The following is a 26,853-nucleotide window of genomic DNA, read 5'->3' as shown; positions in this document are numbered from 1 at the left end:
CGGCTACCCGGGCATAACCCCATTCAGAGTTTTACCGATTACCCTGACGCATATACGAACCATCGGGATTCAAATTTGCAAATTCCACACCTCCTCTCACACCAGTATCCCGGGCGCACAGGCCGCCACAAAATACCGCTCCAAAAATTCCCGAGGCCCCTGCCATGATAAACCCCTAAGGGGGTGTATTGGATGAACCGCGCGTGAAACGCGGGGTTCATCATCAGCATCCCGCTTGAACCCCGCCGGGGTTCAATACAAATCAATCGCCAATAAACCGGCGGTTGCACCGCCAGCTACCCGGCTATAACCCCATTCAGGGTTTACCGATTACCCTGACGCATATGCGAAATTCCGGAAGAGCATTGATATATGCCAGAACCATTTCACGTTTCACGCCCCTCACGGATGCAAGGGTTTAACGTTCCGGGCGAAGAAAAAAGTGCATGGTGTATAGGACTACGTTTTTGTTCTTCTATGAACGATTGGCTATTGACCATGCCCGCTCTGTTTGATACCGCATCTCTATTCCCATATCGTCACATTCCCGAACTTTCAAATGTTCAATTCTGAATCGGATTGCTGATCACCTACCGTTGCCGGCAGAAAACTCGCCCCTGCGTCTATTTTAACAAGAATTGATCTTATTTTTGCAAACTACTGCCTAAAGGGCTCAATTTCCGCACTTTTGCAGTTTAAACGATTGTTTCAGCAAATAACATTTAATTAATTATGATCCCATCTTCTGCCCTTCCGAAATGCCTGCATTATATCATTATCGCGCTGCTCCTCTGTTCCTGCGCCGCCAAAAACGGGAAGCCCCGCGTGCTGGTGTTCAGCAAAACTGCGGGTTTTCATCATGAGTCGATCGCAGATGGTAATACCGCTATCCTGCAGCTGGGAGCAACCAACAATTTTGACGTAGACACCACCACGGATGCCGCCATTTTCACCGACGATAGCTTAAAAAAATACGCGGCTGTCGTTTTCCTGAGCACCACGGGCGATGTGCTCAACTACCGGCAGGAGGCCGCTTTTGAAAGGTATATACAGGCCGGGGGCGGCTATATGGGCATTCATGCCGCTACGGACTGCGAGCCGGACTGGGGCTGGTATGGGAGACTGGCGGGTGCTTACTTCCAGGACCACCCGGGCATTACCGACAGTTTCCCTAATGTGCAGCCGGGTGTATTGCTGGTAACAGACAGCACCCAAATGGCTACCCGGCACCTGCCGCAGCAATGGAAAAAAACGGATGAGTTCTACAACTTCAGGAAGATGAGCAAAGACGTAAAAGTGATCCTGACCGTTGATGAAAAAAGCTACCAGGGCGGCAAGAACGGCAACCCGCACCCCATCGCCTGGTACCACGAATTTGATGGCGGCAGGGCCTTCTATACCGAACTGGGACATACACCGGAATCCTTTTCTGATACACTATACCTGCAACATATTTTAGGGGGCATTCAATATGCAATCGGTAAAAATAAAAAGCCGGACTACTCCAATGCAACAACTCAGATGCCCCCTGACGACGACCGGTTCTCAAAAGAGCAGTTATCGCAGGGCACTTTTTTTGAGCCTACGGAAATGACGATCCTGCCCAATCTTGATATACTGGTGATTCAACGGCGCGGAGAAATCATGCTGTATAAGAACGACACGAAAAAAGTAAGCCAGGTGGGCTTTTTAAACGTTTATTATAAAACAGATGTTCCCGGTGTGAATGCAGAAGAAGGCATGCTGGGTCTGCAGAAGGACCCGGATTTTGCGAAGAACAACTGGGTCTATATTTACTACAGTCCTGCCGACAGCGCGGTGAACCGGCTTTCCCGTTTCACGTTCAAAAATGACACGCTCGATGCAGCCACTGAAAAAGTGATCCTCGAAGTAAAATCCCAACGGGATATCTGCTGCCATACCGGCGGCTCCATCGCATTTGGCCCGGATGGCCTGCTGTATGTTTCATCCGGCGATAATGCAACGCCCTTTGACGAGCCGGGTGTACGGTTCGTGAATAACGGCTACAGCCCGATGAATGACATACCGGGTCACCAGCAATACGATGCGGGAAGATCGAGCGGCAATACCAACGACCTCCGCGGAAAGATCCTCCGGATAAGAGTGAAACCGGATGGCAGCTATGAAATACCGGATGGCAATCTCTTTCCAAAAGGTACAGATAAAACAAGACCGGAAATTTATGTAATGGGCAACCGGAACCCTTACCGTATTTCTGTAGACCAGAAGACCGGCTATTTGTATTGGGGCGAAGTGGGTCCCGATGCCGGTTCCGACAATCTTAAAGAACGGGGCCCCCGGGGCTATGATGAGGTGAACCAGGCACGCAAGGCCGGCTTTTTCGGATGGCCGCTGTTTGTGGGCAATAACTACGCTTACCGGAAATATGACTACAGCACAGGGCAAAGCGGCGACAATTTTGACCCGGCGCATCCTGTTAACGCATCGCGGAACAATACCGGCCTAACGCAGCTGCCACCGGCCCAGCCCGCATTTATCTGGTATCCCTATGCCGCTTCTCCTGATTTTCCCCAGGTTGGCTCCGGCGGCAGAAATGCCATGGCAGGCCCCGTATACTATACGGACCTGTTTCCCAAAGAAACCCGGCTGCCCGATTATTACAACGGCAAACTCATCATTTATGACTGGATCCGCGGATGGATGAAAGCAGTCACCATGCTGCCCAACGGCGATTTCGACAAGATGGAACCCTTTGCCAGCGCGGTTAAAGTAAACTCGCTGATCGATATGGAAGTTGGACCCGATGGCAGGCTGTACCTGCTGGAATACGGATCAGGCTGGTTCTCCAAAAATCCGGATGCCGGCCTGGCCCGGATCAACTTCAACGGCGGCAACCGGGCCCCGGCTATCCAGTCCGTTACGGTGGATAAAACAACCGGCGTGCTGCCCTTCACCGTTAAAGCAACGGTTGACGCCAAAGACCCGGACAATGATAAGACCACTTATACCTGGATACTGGGAGATGGAAGCCGCAAAGAAACAAACGTGCCCGAGCTTAGCTATACCTATTCCAAAACAGGCGACTTTAAAATAACCGTTGAAGTAAAAGATGATAAGGGCGCGGTTACCAAAAGTGATGCGGTAAGTATCTATGCCGGCAATGAAACCCCCGTGGTAAATATTGCCGTTACCGGCGGCAACCGGTCCTTCTACATACCCGGTGTGCCCCTGCATTACAATATAACGGTAACCGATCCGAAAGATACCGCGGCTTTTGATGCAGCCAGCCTCTTTGTGTCCTCCGACTTTGTAGAAGGACTCGATAAAGCCGGCGCACCCATGGGGCACCAGCAGGGGCAGGCAAGTGTCAGCGGCAAAAACATGATGTTGTCATTGGATTGCAAAGCCTGTCATAAAGAAGCCGAAAAATCAGTAGGCCCGTCGTTTGTACAGGTAGCCGAAAAATACAGTAAAGATCCCGGCGCCGTTAATTACCTCACAGGAAAGATCATCAACGGTGGCAGCGGTGTATGGGGCGAAACCGCCATGTCTGCACACCCGACACTTACAGAGGACGACGTTCACCAGATCGTTGCCTGGATATTGTCGCTCGGTAATAGCGGTGCCGTAAAAAAATCGCTTCCCGCATCAGGTACGATTGTGCCGCCGGCGGATGTAAAGCCCAACCGCATCCTCGTTTTGTCGGCAAGCTATTCGGATAAAGGCGGATCAAATATCAAATCGCTTACCGGCACCCACACCCTTTCATTAAAAAGCAATACCATATCCATTGGCGAAGCAGAAAGAACAAAAGAGGGAGGGTTAGCGTTAAAACAGATCGATCTCACAGGCGTACATTCATTAAATGTAGTGTATGACCAGCAGGAGGTTCCGGGAAAAACATCCGTTATCGAAGTACGGCTGGATGCTGCCAACGGGACATTATTAGGCAGCAAACCGGTACCCGCCACAGCAAAAGAACCCAAAGAAGCCGTTGCGCTTATCCCGGTTAAAGCCATAACGGACGGACAGTTTCATACCCTGTACTTTATTTACAGAACAGAGGACAAAGTTCATAGCAATATAAAGCGGGTGCAGTTTAATGGTAAATAATCTTTATTGGGTAGAAGCGTTGGAGGGAAGTTCCGGGTTTAACGTTAAACCTGCTTTTTACGCTCAATGTTCAGATTCCATTTTCAAATTGCCCCGGGTTTGTGGTTTGAAGTTTAAGGTTCAACGTTAGATCCATGTGCGTGCCTCAATGTGCTATTGAAATTGTTATGTTCTTCCCGACGATCAAAACTGATAAGTGATAACTGATAGCTAATAGCTGAAGACTGGTAACTGATAACTGAAGGCTGAAGTTTCGGGGGCTGCCCGCTGACAGCTCATAAAACAAAGATCAATATGACCGTAAGGAGTTTTTTTGTAACGATTCTATTATTCCTGTTTACAAATATATATGCGCAAACAACGATCAGCGGCAGGGTTACCGATGAGCAGTTCCGTCCCCTCAAACAGGTAACCGTTCATTTATTAAACACGCCGGTGACAGTCACCAGTAATGAAGCCGGTGATTTTACAATAAACGACATTGATGCCGGTCCTTACACCATCCGGCTTTCTGCCGTTGGGTATGCAACAGCTGCGGAGGACATCAACATACAGGCCGGGCACAGCAATGTCTTTCATTTCCGGCTGACCCCCTCAGCACAACAGCTGGAAGCCATAACGGTAACCGCTCAAAAGAAAGAAGAGCTGCAGCAACAGGTACCCGTAAGCATTACGGTGCTTTCCGCAGCACAGGTGGCAGACGCCCGGTTATGGAACAGCAAAGAGCTGACGGCCCTGGTTCCCAACCTGGCTTCGGGCCATTCCGGCGATCAACGAAATATAACTTCCATCCGGGGCATTACCAGTACTTCCTACGATCCCGCAGTAGCCACCTATATTGATGGGGTGAACCAGTTTGGCCTCGACACTTATATTTCGCAGCTGTGGGATGTAGAGCGTATAGAGGTATTGCGTGGCCCGCAGGGAACACTGTACGGGCGGAACGCAATGGGTGGTGTGATCAATATCCTCACAAAACAACCTGCCAATACCCCAAACGGTTTTGTGGAGCTTAACGCGGGCAATTATAACCAGTGGCGGTATAGCATGGGGATCCGCACTCCCCTGATCAAAGACCGGCTGTTTTTGGGAGCAGCCGGCTCCGGTTATCATACAGACGGGTATTACAGGAACCGCTACAATGATACGCCCTTTGATAAACAGAAGCTCTTCACAGGGAACGTTTATTTAAAATATACGTCAAAGAAAAGCTGGAATGTGCTGCTGAATGTAAAACAGCAGCAGCAACAAAATAACGGGGCCTTCCCCATTGTACCGGGGGCAGATGAAGCATTTGCAGCTCCTTATCAGCTGGATCAGAATGCAACAGGCAAAATGATGGACCGTACATGGAATGCCTCTTTAGCCCTGACTCATTGGGGCCGCAAGCTCCATTTCAGTACCCAGGCGGCCTGGCAAAACAACTACCGGTATTACAAGGCTCCGCTGGACGGTGACTTTTCGCCCCTGGATGCTGTTACCATCGGCAATGATTACGGCCATAAATGGAACAATGTAAAAGTGCTGACACATGAGCTGAAGCTGGGCTCCGGAACGGACCGGTCATCGAAGATCAACTGGACTGCCGGAACCTATTTCTTTCATCAGTACAACCCGGTAAAGCAGTCCACACATTTTGGAAAAGACGCGGGGCTGCTGGGCGTACCCGACACGGACTTTTCCACGATCAGTATCAGCCGGGGCAGGAATACGGGCTTTGCCCTGTTTGGACAACTGGACCGGAAGATCGCCGGGAAGCTGACGGCGTTTGCCGGCCTCCGCTATGACTACGAGCACCGGCACCTGGCTATCAGGGGCGAGTACCAGAAAGACCAGGAGGCTGCATTGGTTACCCTTCCGGACACCGCAGCATCTGTGCGCTCCAATGCCGTTACCCCCCGGCTGGGATTGCTGTACCCGGTAGCAAAAAACAGCCAGGCTTTTGCCAACTACAGCCGTGGCTTCAGAACAGGGGGATTAACCCAGCTTTCTTCTGATCCCTCCCAGCCTCCCCTGTACCCCTACCGGCCCGAGTACAGCAATAATATAGAAGCCGGTATTAAAAATACGTTCCTGGATAACAGGCTCCGGCTGAATATCACCTTTTTTCTAAGCCATATCAATGATGTGCAGGTACCCACGCTCGTTATGCCCGATGCGATCACCATCACCAAAAACACCGGTGCGCTGGCCAGCAAGGGTGCAGAACTGGAAGCCGCCTTTAAACCCGTAAAAGGATTACAGGTTGATTATAACCTGGGATATACCAACGCCACCTATCGCTCCCTGAGGGTTGCGCAAAACGGCAATGAAGTGGACCTGGCCGGCAGGAAGCAGCTCTTTACACCGGATGTCACCTCCATGCTTGCGCTTCAGTATAGTTATTGGATCCCGGAAAAGCGCAGGATAAAGATGACAGCAAGGGCGGAATGGATATACCTGGGCGAACAATATTTTGACCTCTCCAATCATATTCGCCAGGCGCCTTACAGCCTCATCAATGCCAGGGCCGGCATAAGTACCAAACAGGTTGAATTATTTTTCTGGATGAGAAATGCCGCCGGCAAAAAGTATATCGAATACGCTTATGACTTTGGAGCAGTACACCTTGGCGATCCCCAAACATACGGTGTAACGTTACGTACACAGTTCTGAGAAAACGCGGGGCAAATACATCTGAACCTGGTAAAAAGAGCCCAACCCTGAACAAGATCAGGCACGGTAAGTGCCCCCTGTTTGTAGCAAGGTGTTAAAGAGAGCGCCCCGGCTCCAAAGGAGCCGCGTAAAATGGCCACGACCAAACAAACACGAGGCTCCTTTGGAGCCTGGTTGATTCAACCGGCATATTTGCTATAAACACAACGCTCCTCCGGAGCGGACCAATGCTCACTCTCAAACAATCGCATGTGTGTCAGGCTAATTTTGGCCAGTAAGGGATTGTGGCAACCATGGCATAGGATTGATATCTTTTCTATACATCACTTACCACCCAACCGCTGTTTTCCCGGGCTGCTGCCATGATAAACCCTTTAGGGATCGTATTTAATGAACCGCGCGTGAAACGCAGGGTCAATGATCAGGATCCTGGTTGAACCCCGCCGGGGTTCAATACCAATTAATCGCCAATAGATCGACGGTTATCCCCCCGGCTACCCGGCTATAACCCCATCCGGGGTTTACCGATTACCCTGGCGCATACACGAACCATTGAGCTTCAAATTTTCAAATCCCACACACTGTCTCACAACAGTATCCCGGGCGCACAGGCCGCCACAGAATACCGCTCCGCAAATTCCCGGGCTGCTGCCATGATAAACCCTTTAGGGATTGTATTTAATGAACCGCGCGTGAAACGCGGGGGCAATGATCAGGATCCAGGTTGAACCCCGCCGGGGTTCAATGCAAACCAATCGCCAATAAACCGGCGGTTACCCCCCCGGCTACCCGGCTATAACCCCATCCGGGGTTTACCGATTACCCTGGCGCATACACGAACCATTGAGCTTCAAATTTTCAAATCCCACACACTGTCTCACAACAGTATCCCGGGCGCACAGGCCGCCACAAAATACCGCTCCGCAAATTCCCGGGCTGCTGCCATGGTAAACCCCTAAGGGGTTGTATTGGATTAACCGCGCGTGAAACGCGGGGTTAATCATCAGCATCCCGCTTGAACCCCGCCGGGGTTCAATACAAATTAATCGTCAATAGATCGACGGTTATCCCCCCGGCTACCCGGCCATAACCCCATCCGGGGTTTTACCGACTCCCCTGATGCATATACGAACCATCGGGATTCAAATTTGCAAATTCCACACCTCCTCTCACACCAGTATCCCGGGCTCGTAGGCTGCCACAAAATACCGCTCCGCAAATTCCCGGGGCGACATTCCCTGCAGCTCCCTGAAATGTTTATTAAAATTGGAAAGACTGCTGTACCCGCATTGATAACAGGTTTCCGACACATTCAGCCGGCCCTCCAGCAACAGCTTTGCCGCATAACCGATGCGTAGCTCCTTAACCATACCGATCACGGTTTTGCCCGTCTTTGCCTTGAAGAAACGGCAAAACGCAGGCACCGACATCGGTACCAGCGCCGCAACTTTCTGCAGCGAAACCGGCTGCAGGAAATGATGCCGGATATAGGTAAGCACATTGCTCATGATCTGTACTTCCCCCGCTTTTTTTACGATGTTAATGCCCGCAGGGTTCAGCAGGAGATAAGACCGCGACCGGGCCAGGACCTCCAGCAACTGCAGCATCAGGCCCAGCCGGGCCAGCTCCTTTTCAAAAAGCATGGCCTGGAGCAGTACTTTTGCACCTGTGATCGTTTTGCCGTAAAAGCGCATGCCCCGGGCCGCATTTGTAAACAACCCGGTAAGGAGCCTTGCCTCGGGTCTTTTCAGGAAATCCCTGCCCAGGAAGTCCGGCGAAAACCTCGCAGTGATGGCATGGACCGGCATTTCCGGGTCGATGGCACTGCTGTACTGCCAGCCATGCGGCAGGTGCGGTCCCACAAGTACCAGCTCCGCCTCATAAAAATCTTCTACATGCCCGCCGGAAAAGCGCCGGCCTGCGCAATTTTCGATCAGCACCAATTCAAAATGCGGATGGGATCTTAATACGACCTCCTCTTTCATCTCCGGCAACTCCGACCAGATCGAAAAGGAACGATCGTGGGGGAGTGCAACATTTTCGTATAAGATCTTCATGACTGTAAAATTTGACTAAGAGCAGTATGCTGTTTATATAATGCTCCTTTTTTAAAAGTTTCAACAATCCCTGGCGCCCGGACAACAAAATATGTAATCGATTGCATAATTATTGCCGTCTTATTCTTTTACGGTTACGCAAGCCATCATCCCATCCTGTTTGATTGCTGCCGGAAAATTCAGCTTCTTTACTACACAATGCCTGGTACTGCTCAAAGAAACAACAAATCAGGTTCTGTTCATCCAACGGCACATTCCAAAAGATACACTATTTTACCATCAGCAAGCCCTCCGGGAAAGACCTTCGCCGGAAACAGCAGGTTATTTACAAGCCCCTGCAATACCTGCTTTGCTGAACAATGCTGCATCGATCCCCTTCAGCGCTACAAGCGCATCAGATGGCGCTAAAACATCCCCGTGTTCCGCGCTTCCTGCTCAAGGCATTTTTTCCAGCAGGATGCAGGCCCCGCCACCAGGCGCCAGCTGCAGTGTTACCCGGTCTGCTGCGGTAACGGTTTTTAGAGTGGTGGTATAGCTTTCTTTATTCGTTCTGTAGTCCGCATCTTTGCCATCCCTGATAATTGTTGCCCTGTATTTACCCTTCCCTATTACCTTCAATGGTACGGTAACCGTTCTTCCCTCTTCATTGGTAGCCGCCGCAATCAACCATTGATCATTTGCAGATTTCCGTGCCATCACGATATACGCACCAATAGCACCGTCCAGTGTTTTGCTCTCTTTCCAGGGCATTTGCTGGGCACTGATAAATTTCAGCAGACCGGGATGTTTTATATAATTTTCAGGGATATCCGGAATAATCGTTGCACCGGAGAAAACGATCAGCGTCCGGGCTGCTTCTGCCGTAATGGTAGCGGGCACCGGCATCGGGTTATCGACCCTGCCTTTTTGCTGCATATCCATCACCCCGTTATTCATATCCAGAGGACCAGCCACCATGTTTACAAACACTGACGTTGTAAAAGTTCCAGGCTGGAAAACACGGCGCGCATCCAGCTGTGCATGACAATATTCCCTGGTAACGGCATTGGGCCAGGTACGCATTTGCCCGTAGGGATGCACCGGCCCGTCATGAAAGTCCACCATCAGTTTATTCTCCGCGCACAACTTCGTTATCCATTGTGTACGTTTGTTTTTCTCTTCCATATTCCCGGTCATAAATCCGTATTTCACACCCGAGGCACCCCAGCGTCCATACTGCCGGATCGTTTGCTCCAGGGGATAATGTTTTCCGCCCACATCATTCAGGTACAACCAAACCCCCACCCCTTTTTTCTTTCCATAGCGGATCAATTCCTGTACCTGCGCTACTTTCCCTCCTTTCAGCGGATCTGATTCCTTATTAAACTCGGGGCCGTACCAATCTGCATCTAAAACCAGGTGTTTGATCCCGTTGGCTGCAGCAAAGTCGATCATTTTTACCCAGGAGGGATAGGACATACTATATTTAAAGCCGTTTGCTGCTGCACCGTTGATCCGCCAGTCCCAAACGGCCACGCCGGGTTGAACCCAGGAAAAATCCATCCCCTTTTCCGGACCGGGATTCAATAATTCGATCAGGTGCGAATCGACCAGTTTACCAGGCGTATCGCCATACAAAACAACGCGCCAGGCATCAGCCCTTTTTGAAGCAACATAAAAAAGCTTTGTTCCTCTATCTGTTTTCAAAACCAGCGGCTCCCCCGTTTTCAGGTTCGCCTCATGCACCGCCATATAATCCTGGTCCCCGGCCTTAACCGTCATTACCGGCAAACGGGTACCCTCTGCATCCTCCAGCTTTTCCGGGCCAATATTCCGGTTCTCGCCATTATAATACCATGCGGTAAAATTGCCCGAAAACTGAAACTGGGTCAGCTCCTTTTCCGCTGCCAGCCCATCATAGCGGAACGCAAAGCCATCGTTGTAGAGCCTGAATACAATACTATAGATAGCCAGGTCAATCACCGCTTCGTTATATACATCCGGCACCAAGCTCCGCTTTCCCCAAACGGGCTTCCATACCTGGTTTACGCGTTTCTTCTGAACACTTGTCCAGCCGGGTTGCGCAACCGTTTCCAGTCCCAGCCCCGAGCTGCTGATGAGCGGGCGGCCATTGGCGCTAAAGCGATATAAGATACGCCCCTCACCGCTTTCCCAGATCGTTACCACCAGTTTTCCGTCCGGAGAGGCAACCGAAAGCCGGTGAGGCTCAGGGGCGGCCACCAGTACACAGGGCATTAAGAACATCATAAAAAGAATACTCAATGAACATTTACGCATATCAATCAACATTTTAAAAATAAAAACATACCTGCCCGATCCGGCCCTGGCAACAATACTGCTTCACAAAACACGAGGATCATCCCGGATCGCTCATCACTGGTTACATACCTCCAAAAGCTAAATTCCAGCCACATCATATTTTAAAAACAGGAAATCGGCAGGCCGGGAAATGGTAAAGCTCAGTCCGCCCTCTTTATCTGCTTTCTTTGTAGTGACCGCCCCGGTTTTTACGTCCGTGACCCTGATGGTTTTTCCTGCCAGGAACTTCAACTTTATCTTTTTAACCGGCTCCTTGTTATGAATTTCCCTGAACAGTAACAAATAGTTGTCCTTTATGCCGCTTTCACTTACCATCTGGAACCCGGACCAGGTCCTGTTATCCGGCTGATCGCCCACCGGGAAGGTATAGGCGGTGAATATTTTTTCCTGGTGTTTCTTAAATACCGCGATGAATGCCTTTAATTCTGCGGTTCCTTCCGGATCCAGGTACTGGCCGCTCTGGAAGAAACAGGGAACAAAGGGAAGCCCCATGGCAAAGCAATAGGAATGGCTGTGCTCCGGTGCATCGCTGAGCGCAGGGTTCACCCGCTTGGGGTTTTGAAGCATTACCTGCAGTTTGTTACTATTAAAATATTTCGACATCAGCCAGTGTTGCATCAGCACCTGGTAGGGCACCATTGCCAGATGCTCCGGCAGGCCTTCCTGGATGTTCTGAAAATAAATGCTGCCGTACTCTTTACAGTAATACCATCCATAACGGGGGTCGTCGTATTCCGGGCAAAGGGTAAACTGGTTCTTCATGGGCGCATACTTCATGGCGGCCCGGTACTTGCTGATTCGGTCTTCGTAATCCTTTCTACTGGCCAGGTGATCAAAGTCCACTTTCCAGGATATAAATCCGAGTGCATCTATATTCTTCTTCAGCTCTTCAACGGTAACATATTGCGCAGTGACCCACAAACCAAACCGCAGCTTATACTGATCTGCCAGCTGCTTCAGATCCTTCCAGCCGTTTCTGTAGCGCGGACTAAAGTCCCTGGCCGCGCTTGATCCGCCGTTCTTTTGCCATCCATCATCGATCTGCATCACATCGATACCGATATTTGCCAGGGCCGGGATCTCCTTCTTCAAGAAGGATTCATCTGTAAATTGCGCCCCGCCGGGGTTTGCCGGCCCCCAGGTATTGCTGAGGATGAACAGATCCCGCTCCGGGAACACCGGGTAACGTGCCCTGTCGAACCGCTTTAATGCCATCTGCATGCCATCATTACCTCCATCCCACAGGATCGTCCAGGTGGCCCAGCAGTCCCGGAAGCAGTCGGTAATGATCTCTTTGGCTGCAAGCCCCCAACCGGTTACCCGTACACCATCCGGACCAGAGTAGAAACTGCCGGTATAGTGCGCCGGCTGATTCACACATTTAGGCGATTCCTTTACCACGCAAACGCCCTGCCTGCCGGTGTTATACTCCACGCTGAGACCGCTTGCCCAGTTATTATCTTCTGTTTGAAATACCGGGTAGCCGGTCACCACTTTTTCTTCAAGCATGAGGCGGCTGGGATCATGCCTTCCCCCCGGGTTATTATAATAGCCCCAATACCGCCGCTGGTTTTCTTCTTTCAGACCCAGCGGAAGATATTCGCACCGTGGACCCGGTGTTGTCATCATATTTCCATAGTAGTTGATACGCCCTTCATCATCTTTTATTTTCGCCGTATTAAACCCATCCAGCGCTTTCACCCGCAACTGAGTACGGATGCCCGTTGCGTTTGGGTATACCCAGATGATATGCTGCAGCATGAGTTTTCCATCCGGGTATTTTATAGTAGATATTACCTGGAGATGGCGGCTACTAAATCCTTCATCATCGCTTTCTGAAACGGCGATGTCCAGTAATTCACCTTTGGATGAATCTGTAATTGCCCCTGGCAAATTCCAATCGCATTTTGCAGCCGCCACCGGCTTTGCGTACTCCCTTCCCGATGACAGGCTTCTGAGCCCCACGGTTTGCCACCCGGTTCCGCTCCAGCGCCATGTACGTTCTACCCTGCCGGTAGATACAATGATATTGCCCCGCTTCAGGGTTACCCGCGCCTGCTGAAGCCGGTATACCGAATCTTTTACAAGGGCCGCCTGCCCTACTCCAACTGATAAAAAAAACAATAATAAAACCGCTATACTCCTTTTCATATCTTTATTTTTCGCCGGTGCCGCATCTGCATTCAGATTTGAGAATCGGGCATTGCGATCTGAGCTCTTCCTCCTGTTGCCCGGCCGGCCCAAACCCTCTCTGGTTAATGCCAGGGATTCAACCGGATACCGTATTCACCGGTCAATTGCAGGTGCAGGATCAGTGGTGCTTCAAAATAAACCGGGAGCAGTTTGTCCTCCGCCCTGCCGGTGTACTGCCGTATTGCATCCGCAGCACCGGCAAGATCCCGTAAAGAAAGCACAGTACCATCCCGCCTTAATGACCTATAAGATCCTTAACGGCGAAAGGCCACAGCAGCAGGATCAAACCTGGGCCGGGCACTGCTAACCGACACCACCGGAAAAATCAGGGCCAGGGAAATCACTTTATCATACAAATCGCTCATCCGATAAAATTATCCGATTTCACAATTGAATCATCTATGTTTCATTGATAAAAACTGATGCTATTTTAACACACTTCTATTCGTTTTCAGGATTTCCCGGTTGTATCTTATCGGAGGACTATCGACACAAATCAGCTTTGGTTTTATGTTTCATAAACGTTCTTTGGTTAAAAGTTCAATGTTAGCGTCTCGTTTTATGCCTGACACCTGGATTTTATTCTCATACTTTCATATTTCCAAATTTCCCCCCACGACAGCATCCCCGGCTCATAGGCTGCCACAAAATACCGCTTCGTAAATTCCCGTGGCGACATGCCCTGCAGCTCCCTGAAATGTTTATTAAAATTGGAAAGACTGCTGTACCCGCATTGATAACAGGTTTCCGACACGTTCAACCGGCCTTCCAATAACAGCTTTACCGCATGGCCAATGCGCAGCTCCTTAAGCAGCCCCTTCATCGTTTTACCCGTTTTTGCTTTAAAGAAACGGCAAAACGCCGGCACCGACATCGGCACCAGAGCCGCGACCTCTTCTAAGGAAACCGGTTCGAGGAAGTTTTTAAGGATGTAGTCAAAAATTGTGCTCATGGTCTGTACTTCCCCTGCTTTTTTCCCGATATTAAAACCTGCAGGGTTCAGCAGGGTATAAGACCCCGACCGGGCCAGGGTATCTAACAATTGCAACATCAAAATGACCCGGGGCAGTTCCTTCTCAAATAACATCGTCTGTAGTATTTCCTTGACCTTTGCCATGGTTTCTCCGGCAAAGCGAATGCCTCCGGCCGCATTGGCGAATAACTGGGTCAAAGGCCCTGCCTCCGGCTTTTTCAAAAAATCCTTGCCCAAAAAATCCGGGGAGAAATGTACAACGATGACATGCCCAGGCATGTCCGGATCCACCGTTTTATGATATTGCCAGCAGTGTGGCAGGTGGGCGCCCATAAGCACCAGGTCGGTATCATAAAAATCTTCCACATGCCCTCCTAAAAAGCGCCGGCCCGAACAATTTTCGATCAGCGCCATTTCAAAATGCGGATGGGATTTTAACACGGTATCTTTTTTCATATCCGGAAGTTCCGACTTTATCGAAAACGACTGGTCGTGCGGAAAAGAAAAATGTTCATACCAGATCTTCATCGCTATTCATTTTTAAAGCAACTTCAAACATAACGGCAGGTAACTGCCTTTGCAAATAAACTGATATCCCTTTTCAATGCTGCTCCCATATTTCTTCCCGGTAAAGCGATCACCGGCACATAATGTACCAAAACCCATTGATCTGCTTTTGCCAGGCTTAGATGTCTGTCTGAAATACGGACTGCCCGGGTGATACTATTTTTCTGAACGAAACACTAAAGTGCCCCCCTTTAAAATTTCCCTTACCGGGATAAATGGCTTGTCCAGGACCTTGCCGTTAAAGCGCACTTTTGTCAAAAGCGCTTTTTCCCCTAACTCCGGTGCTTTGATCCGGAGTTGTTTCCCGTTCTCCAGTTTTACCGTAATCTCTTTAAAATGCGGGATCCCCAACGCATATTCCCCCGACGCGGGCGCTAACGGGTAAAATCCTAATGAGCTGAACAGGTACCAGGCCGACATTTGCCCGCAGTCATCATTACCGGATAAACCATCTGGCTTGTCCTGGTAATTCTTTTTGATAATGCCGGGAATACGGGATTGGGTCTTATCCAGCCGGTTGCAGTAGCTGTACATATAGGCAAAATGGTGCCCGGGCTCATTATCGTGGTGATAATGCCCATCCTCAAAATTCCGATCCAGTTCGGCAACGAATTGCCGCTCCCCTCCCAACAGCCTTATGAGCCCTGGTATATCCTGCATGACACAAAACCGGTAGGTCCACTTGCCACCTTCGGTAAATCCCTCATCCGGCGCGGCCCAGCTCCCGTTGGAGTTACGCGCCTGGAAAAAACCGGTTTCCTTATTAAAAAGGCGCTCATAATTTTTTGTCCGCCTCATCAATATATCATAATCCTCCCTATGTCCCAAACCTTTAGCCATCTGCGCCACACAATAGTCATCCATGGCAAACTCCAGTGTGCGCGATGCGGATTCATTGGTTTTATCAGCCGCAACGTACCCGGCCTTCATATAATGATCCAGCCCCGCACGCGCTTCATAACTGCCGTTCCAGGGAGCCCGGTCGCCCCAGCGGTAATCGCCCCGGGGCGCCACAAAGGCATCTTTCCGGATAGCCTGGTAGGCGGTTTCCAGGTCATAATTCCGGAACCCGTTCACATAAGCATCGGCAATCACCGCATCGGCATGCGTACCGATCATAATATTGGTATAGGTAGGGTTGGGCCATTTGGGGATCCAGCCGCCTTCTTTATACATTTGTACCAGGGCCGTAACCATATCATTCACGCGAGCGGGCTGGGTTAACAACAGCCAGGGATGCAGTGCCCGGAAGGTGTCCCACAGGGAATAAGCACTATAAGACACCCCATCGTGGACCTTTTCATCAAAAGGGCTATAGTACCTGCCATGTTCGGAAAACTCCCGCGGATATTGCATGGTACGGAAAAAAGCCGTATAGAATATGTCGAGGTCCTCGTCCGAAGCGCCTTTGATGGCTATTTTATCCAGGTTCTTCGCCCATTCTTTCTTTACCCGTTCCTTTATTTCCGAAAAAGTTGCCGACCGGGGCAATTCCTTTTCCATATTTATTACCGCCTGATCATAGCTTATAAAAGAAGACCCGGTCTTTATTTCCACGATATCTGTACCCGGGCTAAATTCAATAAAACCTCCTACATGGGCCCCTTCTTCCTTTTTATTCTTTTCCGTAATTCTTCCGTCATTCCATGTTCCAAAAGCGGCAAAGGGTCTTGAAAATTTCAGCACATAGCACCCTTTAAAATGATGCAAACGGGGCCCCAAATGGCTGTCGTGCCTTTCTTTGTTATAGATCCGGATCTCCTGTCTTTCGGGGATTATTTCAATTCCCCCGCCCTCTTTTTCCCTGCCTGCTTCCAGAAAGAGTATTGCTTTCCCTTTTTGGGGATATTTCACACGGAAAAATGAACATCGGGAGGTGGCTGTAAATTCAGTGGTAACCGGCAGCCCCCCATCTTCATAAGATACCTTGTAATAATAAGGCGTTGCCGTTTCTTTGCTCCGGTCCAATATTACAGCGCGTTCCTGCGTTTGTATTTTCAATTTACCTACCTGGGGCATCAGGGTAAAAAAGCCGTAGTCACCCATCCAAACAGCCGGCTGGTGCGTGGCCATAAAACCCAAAAGTTTTTTATCGTTGTAATGATACATGGTACGGGATATACCATTGATACGTGTTACGGCGCACCACTGCGTCATGCCATAAGGCTGGGTTACCGCCGGGGTAGTACCACCATACTCGGTGCTGCTTTCGCCGGTAGACCCGATGAGCATATTAACATGGTCAATGTTCCTCTGTGCGGATAAAAAAACCGCGCTGCCGGTAAGGCAAACAAGCAGGAGCCCTTTCAAATTTTTTAAAAAAAACATGTATTAAATTCTAAATACCCAATGCTAAACCCCGTCCGGATGAGGCGTTCAGGCAGGGCCTGCAAATAAATAATTTTAAACGCAGCCTCTTCGCCAATATTATTTATCTTCTTTAAAAGGAGCCGACACGGTGCATATCTCTGGTGATAACCTGGCCGGCCCCTGTGGTTGATCGAAAAATAATCTTAAGCAACTCACGTTTCGGCATTATACTAATAGTACTGCAACAACCGCCATTCTGTACACTGGAACAAGCCTGTGTTATCATTATTATTCGCGGTAATATTTAACCGGTAGTACGTATAAGCGCTACTATTGTCCGTAACGAATTTAATTGTCTGCGTTCTGTTCGGAAAAGACTGGTTTACCCTTGTGTCCAAAGTAGTCCAGGTAATGCCATCGTTGGAGCCTGCAAGATTCCAATTCTTAGGGTCCCGCACCGGGGCATCATTACCCGAAGTTAAAGTATAGGCATTGATGACTGTTGGAACCGGAAACTGTAGTTGCGTATACATATCGGTATAGTAGGTTTTCAATAAATACTTTGTACTATAGTTACTGTCAACCAAACGAATTGCTGACTCTGCAGGACCGGCATCGTCGTAATTGAATGTAAATGTTGTATTCCTATTTGTAATATCTCTTTCCCGGTACAGATTGGAAGGGGTCACCGAATCAAAAGGAACTGCAAAAGTGTCGATCGCTGTTGGGTCCGGCAGTATATAGGTTTGGTACCGGAAGCTGCTGCCCCGCAGGTAACCCGGCAGCATCGTAACCATCCCCTTTTGCACCGGCATAATCAGCGTATCATGCGCCATTCCCAGGCTGTCCGCAAACTGTATCCGGATCTTTGTGCCGCCATCCGTTGCACCAACGTCCGCCCAATTGATCGTCGTAGTATCCGTTGCCCAGCTCAACTGAGCGGAACTGATCCCCCGGTTCAGCAGGGACTGCTGGTACTGATCGCCATACACATACCCGCTCACATTCACCGGGATCGAAACATTCCCTTTGGCGTCATAAGTCCGTACCTCAAAACTAATATTACCTTCCGGCAACTGTCCCACAACAATCGAGACGGTATCCACCCCGTTTTTCCGCTGAAAAGGTACGGACAATGAATCATGCCGGTTATTCCAGAATACCCGGATCAGGGTAATGGAAGGATCTGAAAGGAACAATCCCCGGATCTCTACCCTGTTTTTCCCATTAAACACCCTGGCAGAATCCAGTTTTCCAGGATAAAACAGCGTTCCTGAGGAGCCAAACTGGCTGCGAAAATCGTCTATCTTTGAGCAGGATGCCATGCCTGACGCGACTATAATCGCGAACAATAGAATATAAATTGATCGATACATGATGAGTTGCTTTTTAATTATCAATAGGATCCCCAAAGGGTGAGTTGATCCAGGGTTAAAGGAGTGCTTTCGATCCAGTTGCGGATCGTTCTTAACCTGAAATACCGGTAAGCCGGTTGCCCGATAGGGAACTGGAACTCCCATCCGGCCACAGCGGCTGCAACGTCAGCTCCACTTTCCTGGCCATAAGGAAGCCCCGAAGGTTTGATCACATGGCAGGTCAGCACTTTTGTCCAGCTGGCGTCATAGCTACCGTCCGGATTGGGGTTATTGGAAGCCCATATCTCGATGTCACGGGGATTACGCCAGGCATAATAGGGCGTATTCCGGCCGCAAAAATTGACCCGGCTCCAAACCGCGGGCATGCCAAAGTCGATCGTCACGGTCTGCGGAGTGGTAGCTGTTTCGTCCGTGAAAAAAGTAGGCCATCCTTTATGGCTCGGCCCCGGCGTATCCCAGAGTAGCCGCCAATCCACTCCCTGATCGGTATATCCCAGCTTACATTCTCCCGGCAGATTTAAATGCGCCCATTTGGTTTTATCCAATAATCGTTCAAACAGGGGCTTTATCGTTGCTACCAGGGTGTCGGAATAATTCTGATACTGATCCCGGATATAAAGGCCGAACTTCCGCCGGATGGTGTCCATACCCCGGAAATTACTATTGATCAGCGAATCGTTGGCATAAGCCGTATTCACAATCGTCCACTTGCCATTGTTGGCGGTATCGGCGAGCAGCACAATGGCAAGGTTGGCGCGCAGTGCATTCTGGCATTGTGCATTGATACCGCCGAATGTGGCCACGCTTTTCAGCGACCGGTACGCCAGCTGCAACGGTGACGGGGCGGGGTTAACGGTGACGGATACCGGGTCGGATTTGACTTCAGCCGGGGATACCGCGTACAATTTTATCACATGCGCCAGGGTATCATTAAAGCCGTCTACCACAAGGGTGTTGCCATATCTTGATGCTTTCACCTCCCTGGGACGTCCGGCAACCGGCTCATATTCCGCTACCACGTACTGGATACCGGCAGATTGCTGATTACCGGCCGGAAAGGAATAGGTAATCGTTGCCTGCCCATTGGCATTGGTCACGGATGAAACGGTGACGGTTGCCGGTTTTTCCGCAGAGCCATCCAACGGCCGGTTGATCACATCGCGTTTGCAGCCGGCAATCACCAGTAGCAGGGCGGCTGCCGCCAGCCATCGTGTATTTATTATTTTTTTCATCAGTATATTTTATTTTTTAAAGAAAAAATTACCATCCCGGATTTTGCACCAGGTTATCGTTTACAAGCAGGTTATTGTCCTTGATGGGGAAAAAGTAATCCCGGGGGGCAATGAATTGCTGAAAAAACAGGGTCTGCGGACGGTAATACTGGGCGGCGTCTGTCTGCGTCCGGTCCCAACCCATAACCGGCTTATTCAGTTCCTGCGCTGACAGCTTCCATCTTTTGAGGTCCCAGAACCGATGCCCTTCAAAACACAGTTCTATCAGGCGCTCGCGCCGCACAATATCCCGCATCCCCTCTTTTGTAGTGTATTTGGAGGGACGGGTGCTGTAATTGGTCCAGGAGTCCTGCACCGTGCCCAGGCCGGCTCTTTTTCTTACCTTGTTCATATACACCAGCACATCCGCTACCGGTCCCTGCGCCTCATTGAGCGCCTCTGCATACAACAGGTATAAATCCGCAAGCCTTATGATGGGCCAGGAATAATCCCGGGAAAAATAACTGTTGCCCGACTGCCATACCCATTCCCAGTTGAGCAGTTTTTTCAGGAAATAGCAGGTGATGGGCTGTGATATAGTAGCTCCCCGCGTGCCGGAACGCATGGGAAGGGTCCAGGTGCCATTGTCCGAATTGGAGGGACTGTTTTGCATATACCATACACAGCCATCAAATCCCAGGTCGGCATAAAAGCGGGGTTCCCGGTCAAAGTTCAGCCGTGCCGTTGTATAGCCTTCTATCAGGTTGTACCGTTCATCATGGGTAGCCACCCGCAGCGCACTGTACGATGAAAAATCGAGGGTCCTGTCTTCATCGATAGGCACCCCGTTCCGGGTATAAAATTGCTGGGCGATCTTTAAGGTTGCACCAATCCTCCCCCCCGCGCCGGCATTGCTCCCGGCGGCCGGATCAAATTTGGCTGGTATAAGGGACTGCAGTCGCTGCACGCCGCCCGGCCTTCCCCAGATGATCTCACTGTTCCATTTCTCGCACACCGCGTTCCGGATGCTCATCTGGGTCATCGTGGTGTCGGTGAGCGGATAGCGGGTTCCGGGAAACTGATACAGGGAAATACCTGCTGCCTCACAAACCCCGATAGCCGCCTTACAGGCGTCGGCCGCACGCTGCCATTTCGCCGCGCTATAAGTGGTATTGAACAAAGCCTGCCCATCCTTATTGGCAAAACCGGTATAGTCCGGATTGCCGTTGAACAGGGGGCTGGCCGCCATCGTCAGCAACTTTGCCTTTATGCTCAGCGCAATGGGTTGGGTAACCCGCCCCAGCTCCGTAATCTGACTGGTGATGGTGAGTGGCAAATGAGCCGCCGCCGAATCCAGCAGACCGGCAATATAATTGACAGCCGAGTCCACCGGTTGCCGCTTTACGCGCAACTCCGGCACCGGTGCATTGATGGGCTGGTTCTGGTCGATGATGGGAATGGGACCATAAGCCCTCAACAGCAGGAAATGATAGTAAGCCTTCAGGAACCGGGCTTCGGCTATCCACCGCACCCGGGTTTCCAGGTCCAGGTCCGGTACCTTGCTCAGATCGGTCACATTCTCCAGGAATATATTGCAATTCCTTATGGATTTAAACGTTCCCCCGTCCCAGGTATTGGCCAATGGACTCGTAATGTTCTGATAGCCTTTGGCGATCTGCCACATTTCAGTAGCAAACGCCCCGTTCCCACCCAAATCGTCTGTCCATATTTCGTCACCCGCTAAAATTCCGGGGTTCGATTCCAGGTTTGCGTCATTGGGCAAACCATTATAACAGGTAGACAGGTAGGTGATGGCCATGGCCTTTGAGGCAAAAGCATTATCGAGCGTGGCCACATTATCGGGCACCACATCCAGGAAACCCTTCTTACACGAACACAAAAAAAGAAGCAAGATGCAGAGCGTCTTTATTCCATTTATTTTTATTCCAAATGATTGCATAGTGATACCATTAAATTGCTTAGAAACCGATATTAATACCAAAATTCAACACTCTTTGTAGCGGATATCCCAGCCCGTTACCGGCCATTTCAATATCCCATAATTTGAATTTGCTGATTGAAAAAATATTCGAACTGTTTAAATACGCCCGCAGTGCCGTCAGGTGCAGCCGGGTCAGTAGTGCAGCAGGCATGTTATACCCTAATTCCACGGTTTTCAGCCGCAGGAAGCTGCCATCCCGCATCCACCAGGTCGATTGTCGTGTGTTGTTGCTCGGATCTGTCAGGGTACTGTTGAGACGCGGCCAGAACGCATAGGAGTTCCGGTTATTTTCCGACCAGTAATCTTTTGCTATCACATCCAAAAGCCCGTTCTGATTGCCTCCACTTTGGATGAACGGACTGATGGCCGTGGGATTAATAAAGAAGGATGAACGCGCCGATCCCTGGAAAAAAGCATTAAAATCGAACTGCTTATACCCCAGGGAAAAACCGAATCCATAGATGATCTCCGGTGTGGTAGGCCACCCGATGGGGATGATATCCCTATCGGAAATCATCCCGTCATTATTGATATCGCGGTATTTTATATCCCCCGCCGCATACTGCCCGTAGGTTTGCAGGGGCGAATTGTTCACCTCATTCTGATCGATAAACAAGCGCTCCGCGAAGAGCCCGTAAGCCTGACCAATGGAACGGCCTGCTTTTGAAAGATAGGCCAGCGCTGCGGGATACACCGGTTCCTCATTTACCAGTACCTTGCTCCTGGCAAAAGTGAGGGTACCTCTTGTTTGCACCCACCAGCTCCGGGAAAAGGTCTTTTTATAATCGGCGGAAAAATCGATCCCTTCGCTGGAGGCCTTTCCTACATTGGCCGAAATATCCGCCGCCAACCCATCGGTAGTAGGCACGGTATTGCGGACCATCAGGATATTGGACCGCAGCTGCCGGTAGGCATCTATAGTAACCGAAATGTTCTCCAGCAGTTTCAGATCCAACCCCAGGTTGGTTTGCTCGGATTGCTCCCAGGTGATATCATTGTTGGCATACCGGCTGATAGCGACGGTAGGCAGACTAAAATTAAAATCGGTGCCGAAATTAGTACTCCCGGCATTCATATTGACGTTGGATAAATAAAAGAACCGGTCGGAAGCATTCCCGATCTGGTCATTACCCACCCATCCGTGTGTGGCCCGCAGCTTCAGATTGCTGACAACATTTTTAAGGGGTTCAAAGAAGTTTTCCTCAGATACCGTCCAGCCTACACCAAAGGAAGGGAAAAATCCATACCGGTGGTTGAGGGCGAACCGCTCAGACCCGTTCCAGCCGAAATTGAACTCCCCGAAATACCGGTTCTTATACCCATAGGTAGCCCTGCCCGAAACACCCATATTGCGGAACGGCAGGGATGCCTGCAGATCCGACGCGTTGGAGGTAAGCGAGTTTTTGAGGATACCGATGAGCATGCCGGATACATAATGATCCTTGTTGAAGGTCCTGGAATAATTCAGAGCCGCCTCTGCATACGTGGTGCTGGTTACCGATGGAGTGGATGAACTGAAGCTCAGGTATTCCGTGGGGGCTTTACCGATCAGGGTGCCCCCGGAGCTGGCATCATTCAGCAGGATGAGGTTGTTTATGTTCCTCCCGTCATACGAATAAGCCGTATAGAAAAACGGGCTATACGACCTGTTAACGCTAAAAGTACTGTACCGGCTGGTATAGGCCATTCCCCTGGCGCTCAGACCCGGTGTAATAAAATCCAGTTTCTGATTGATATTGAATTGTGCCAGGATGGTGTTGGCTGTTGTTTGGGCATACCCTGAAACCAGGTTCGCATAAGGGTTCTCATAAAGCGTGGTTCCGGTTCCTCCCACCAATGCATTTCCGAACAGGGGATGTTTGGCGTAAGGCAGGTAACTGGCCGGATAAATGGCCGGGAATGCCACAGGGTTCACCGTCACCATATTGGAAAAGACCCCGCCGGAACCCCCTGCCGGTGTATTCCGGTTATCAAATTGCCCCTTCAGATTAACAGCAATATCGGTTTTGCTGGTCAGCTTTAAATTAATATTAGACAGGACAGAATAGGACCGCATCTTCGCATTGCTGTTAAAATTGCTGAGCCGGTCCACCTTAAACACACCATTATCGATATTATACGTCGCCGACAGGTAGTACCGGGCCTTTTCCGTTCCCCCGGAAACATTGACATTATACCGCTGATTATCCGTATAATCGTTGATGAGCTCCTTCATCCAGTTGTTATTGGGATAGAGCAGCGGGTTAGCCCCCGCAGCTGTCATATCAATCTTTGTTTGGGCATAGGGCAAAATGCCTAAGGGATTACGGGTGTACACCGCCTCATTAGCCAGATTCATATATGTAATATTATCGGCCAGCTTAAAATTCCGCGTATTGGAGGAGAGCGAATTCTCCACCCGGACATTGAATTTGAATTTTCCGGCCTGTCCTGTTTTGGTCGCAATAAGGATTACTCCATTAGCACCCCGGGCGCCATATAACGCAGAGGCCGTGGCATCCTTCAATACGGAAAATCCCGAGATGTCATCGGGCTGCAGCCGTGCCAGCCCGGTAGCATCGGTTTCTACTCCATCGATCAGGATCAGGGGGTCAATCTTCCCGGCGCCAAATGTGCCAACCCCCCGGATAAAGAACTGTGCATTATCCTCACCCGGCGCGCCGCTTCGCTGATAGGAAATAATTCCGGGAATCTTACCTGCCAGCATTGTTGTAAGGTTGCTGGTAGGCCCTTTTAATTCTTTGGGATCAACAACCGTAACAGAACTTACCAGGCTCGACTTTTTCTGTGTGCCGTAGGCCACGATCGCAACATTCTCCAATTTATTGTCGAGCGCCTGCATAACAATAGCCACATTTTTTATGGCGTCAACGGCGATCTCAACGTCCTGGTACCCCACGTTTGAAAGGATGAGTGTGGCCCCGCCATCTTTTACACTCAATGAGAAACTACCATCCGCCGAAGTTGAAGTACCATTGGTTGTGCCTTTCTCAATCACACTTACGCCAACAAGAGGATCGCCATTAGCATCCGTTACTTTACCGGTAACTTTAAAATCAGCAAGGACGCCGGGCTGGCCGATGATAACCACCAGGCCTTTATTGATCTTTTTATAGGAATACCCCGTCAGGTTCAGCAGCTGATCCATTACATAATCGATGGTCGCCTCTTTTGCCAGCAGATTCACTTTCCGGCTGCCCAGCCCCAGCTCATCCGTATAAAAAAAACGGTATTCATACCTGTTTTGTATCTTGTCCAGGATCGCCGCTATAGAAGTGTTTTTTACTTCCATATTGATCCTGCTCTGCGAAACTCCGTTTATTGCTATGGCCTGGAGGGAAGTGGTAAGCAGTAAAGTGAGAACAAACTTCATCAGCAATAGGTATTTGATGATCAAATGCCCTGGCATAATTCTTCCAGGGCAATCACTTTTTTTCATATTTTTACGTTTGTGTGAGATAGAAAAATGATTGCACACTGTGCAGTTGTGCACTGTCTTATTATGGGAAATGTAGCCGCATTTCCCATTTTTTATTTACGTTGGTTTCGTTGATTTTATGTGACTCGTTTCATATGACGGATTTTATTTTTAAGCATTGTTAGTAGATCGTAACAAGATCTTTTTCGATCCTGTACTTTATACCTGCAGATAGCTTCAATGACTGAAGTACATCTTCAAGCGTATCGTTTTCAAATACCCCGCTGAATGTTTGCGAAACAGCGTTATTTTTAAGTATAATTTTCACATTGTACCACCGTTCCAGCACCGGCACAATCTGCTCCAGACGCTCCTGGTCAAAAACCAGTTTATTATTAACCCATTGCGTTTCTGCCACCAGGGAGTCCTTTGGGGTCGGTTTGATGGTCAGTAATTCGATCTGCGGAAGGTGGGCGCCTTTATCTTTCAATGCCGGCCTGGGGTACCCGTTCTGCACCACTAATTTTTCATTGGGCGCCAGCATGATCTTCTTGTCCTTTACCCCCTTTAAGCTTACCTGCACGGAACCTCTTAACAGGGTGGTTTGGGTACTGGGTTCATCAGTATAGCTCCGCACATTAAAAGCGGTTCCAAAAACCCTTACATCAATACGTTGGGTATGCACGATAAAGGGTCTTTTCTCATCATGCACTACATCAAAATAGGCTTCGCCAGTCAGGACCACTTCCCGGGTCTGCTGCCCGAATGATTGCTCGTAGGTTAACCGGCTATCGGCGTTTACCCAAACCTTTGTACCATCCGGGAGCACCATATGCGTCTTATTTCCTTTTTGCGTTGCTACCACATTGGGTAGCGTATTAACCGGTGCCTGATCCCGGAAAAACGCAATGCTCCCGGCAATGATGAGCACCGCAGCGGCCACCGCAGCAATGGCCTTCCAGTTCAGCATAATCCTGCGGGCCTCTTCTTTCCGGGGGCTGATCCGGTTATGAACCCCCTTTATAAAGTGGTCTACCTCGCTGTCAGCAACGGCTCCTTCATAGCTGGTTGAGGTAGCCATAATCTCTTCCAATACGGCGGCAAAAGACCGGGCATCCGGATCCTCCTGCAGCAGCCGGCTCAGCTCCACCTGCTCCTGCAGGGTAAGTTCGCGGGCGCTCCTTTTGCCTAATAGTTCAAAAATCCGTTCCTTATCCATATAAAATGGCTGTTCCGCTATTAAGTATCATTTTTTAACCCTTACCCCTAAGTGAATACCATATTTTTTTTGCCGGGTCCGGATCCATTCAGCAGAACAACAACCCGCAGCCGCTATTGAACCAAAGAACGGCCGATCCCGCCGCCGCAGGCCATCCTACCGATACCCCGGGATAATCCCTGCGGGATTTCATCCGGTTAAACATGCAGGAAACACGGGGTTAATGACCAGGATCTTTGTTGAACCCCGCGGGGGGGCAATACACACCGGGCACAAACAAGCCGGCGGTTATACCACCGGCTATCCGGGCCTAACCCCTCACGGGGTTAACGCCTTTGCCTGATGCTTATACGCCTTCCAAACTGCATGACTCCACAAGACCTTAAAAAAATAGCGCCGAACCTCATGGACGATACCTGCGATGAAGAAACGGCAGCCGAAAACTCTGTTTATAATGA

At 49.9% G+C, this 26,853-nt stretch carries 13 protein-coding genes; 2 read left to right on the top strand and 11 right to left on the bottom strand.

The features are described from left to right. The first annotated feature begins 732 nt into the window (after positions 1-732). A complete protein-coding gene (locus BLS44_RS11995) occupies positions 733-4,095 on the top strand; it encodes a ThuA domain-containing protein (protein WP_245729190.1) in 3,363 nt (1,120 codons plus the stop codon). Between the two features lie 294 nt (positions 4,096-4,389). Then, positions 4,390-6,750 carry a TonB-dependent receptor gene (locus BLS44_RS11990; RefSeq protein WP_090390285.1) on the top strand — a complete coding sequence of 787 codons (2,361 nt, stop codon included), beginning with the start codon at positions 4,390-4,392 and terminating at the stop codon, positions 6,748-6,750. A gap of 1,169 nt (positions 6,751-7,919) precedes the next feature. Here BLS44_RS11990 and BLS44_RS11985 read toward each other — a convergent pair. The 11 genes from BLS44_RS11985 to BLS44_RS11940 form a co-directional block, all read right to left on the bottom strand. Then, complete coding sequence (locus tag BLS44_RS11985) at positions 7,920-8,807, bottom strand: helix-turn-helix transcriptional regulator (RefSeq protein WP_090390284.1); 888 nt, start codon at positions 8,805-8,807, stop codon at positions 7,920-7,922. A gap of 435 nt (positions 8,808-9,242) precedes the next feature. Next, positions 9,243-11,084 (bottom strand): glycoside hydrolase family 97 protein, encoded by a 1,842-nt coding sequence (locus tag BLS44_RS11980; RefSeq protein WP_090390328.1) that lies wholly within the window; start codon positions 11,082-11,084, stop codon positions 9,243-9,245. Positions 11,085-11,204: 120 nt separating this feature from the next. Then, positions 11,205-13,277, bottom strand: a complete 2,073-nt coding sequence (locus tag BLS44_RS11975) for an alpha-galactosidase (RefSeq protein WP_143019751.1) — start codon at positions 13,275-13,277, stop codon at positions 11,205-11,207. A 104-nt stretch (positions 13,278-13,381) separates the two neighbouring features. Then, positions 13,382-13,540, bottom strand: coding sequence for a hypothetical protein (locus BLS44_RS26545; RefSeq protein WP_176954402.1), 159 nt, complete (start codon positions 13,538-13,540; stop codon positions 13,382-13,384). A 338-nt stretch (positions 13,541-13,878) separates the two neighbouring features. Beyond that, positions 13,879-14,820 carry an AraC family transcriptional regulator gene (locus BLS44_RS11970; protein ID WP_090390282.1) on the bottom strand — a complete coding sequence of 314 codons (942 nt, stop codon included), beginning with the start codon at positions 14,818-14,820 and terminating at the stop codon, positions 13,879-13,881. Positions 14,821-15,015: 195 nt separating this feature from the next. After that, positions 15,016-17,187 carry a GH92 family glycosyl hydrolase gene (locus BLS44_RS11965; RefSeq protein ID WP_090390281.1) on the bottom strand — a complete coding sequence of 724 codons (2,172 nt, stop codon included), beginning with the start codon at positions 17,185-17,187 and terminating at the stop codon, positions 15,016-15,018. Positions 17,188-17,399: 212 nt separating this feature from the next. After that, positions 17,400-18,545, bottom strand: coding sequence for a DUF4998 domain-containing protein (locus BLS44_RS11960; protein ID WP_090390280.1), 1,146 nt, complete (start codon positions 18,543-18,545; stop codon positions 17,400-17,402). 20 nt (positions 18,546-18,565) lie between these two features. Beyond that, positions 18,566-19,777 carry a DUF5000 domain-containing lipoprotein gene (locus BLS44_RS11955; RefSeq protein ID WP_090390279.1) on the bottom strand — a complete coding sequence of 404 codons (1,212 nt, stop codon included), beginning with the start codon at positions 19,775-19,777 and terminating at the stop codon, positions 18,566-18,568. A 28-nt stretch (positions 19,778-19,805) separates the two neighbouring features. Then, positions 19,806-21,716 (bottom strand): RagB/SusD family nutrient uptake outer membrane protein, encoded by a 1,911-nt coding sequence (locus tag BLS44_RS11950; protein WP_090390278.1) that lies wholly within the window; start codon positions 21,714-21,716, stop codon positions 19,806-19,808. A gap of 19 nt (positions 21,717-21,735) precedes the next feature. Then, positions 21,736-25,131, bottom strand: coding sequence for a SusC/RagA family TonB-linked outer membrane protein (locus BLS44_RS11945; protein ID WP_245729189.1), 3,396 nt, complete (start codon positions 25,129-25,131; stop codon positions 21,736-21,738). A gap of 226 nt (positions 25,132-25,357) precedes the next feature. Beyond that, entirely contained in the window at positions 25,358-26,395 is a 1,038-nt protein-coding gene (locus BLS44_RS11940; RefSeq protein WP_090390277.1) for a FecR family protein, read from the bottom strand. Positions 26,396-26,853: the final 458 nt, after the last annotated feature.

The organism is Niabella drilacis (genome assembly GCF_900101395.1).
GTDB classification, from domain to species: Bacteria; Bacteroidota; Bacteroidia; order Chitinophagales; family Chitinophagaceae; genus Niabella; species Niabella drilacis.
This window is presented reverse-complemented; position numbering and strand designations above follow the sequence as displayed.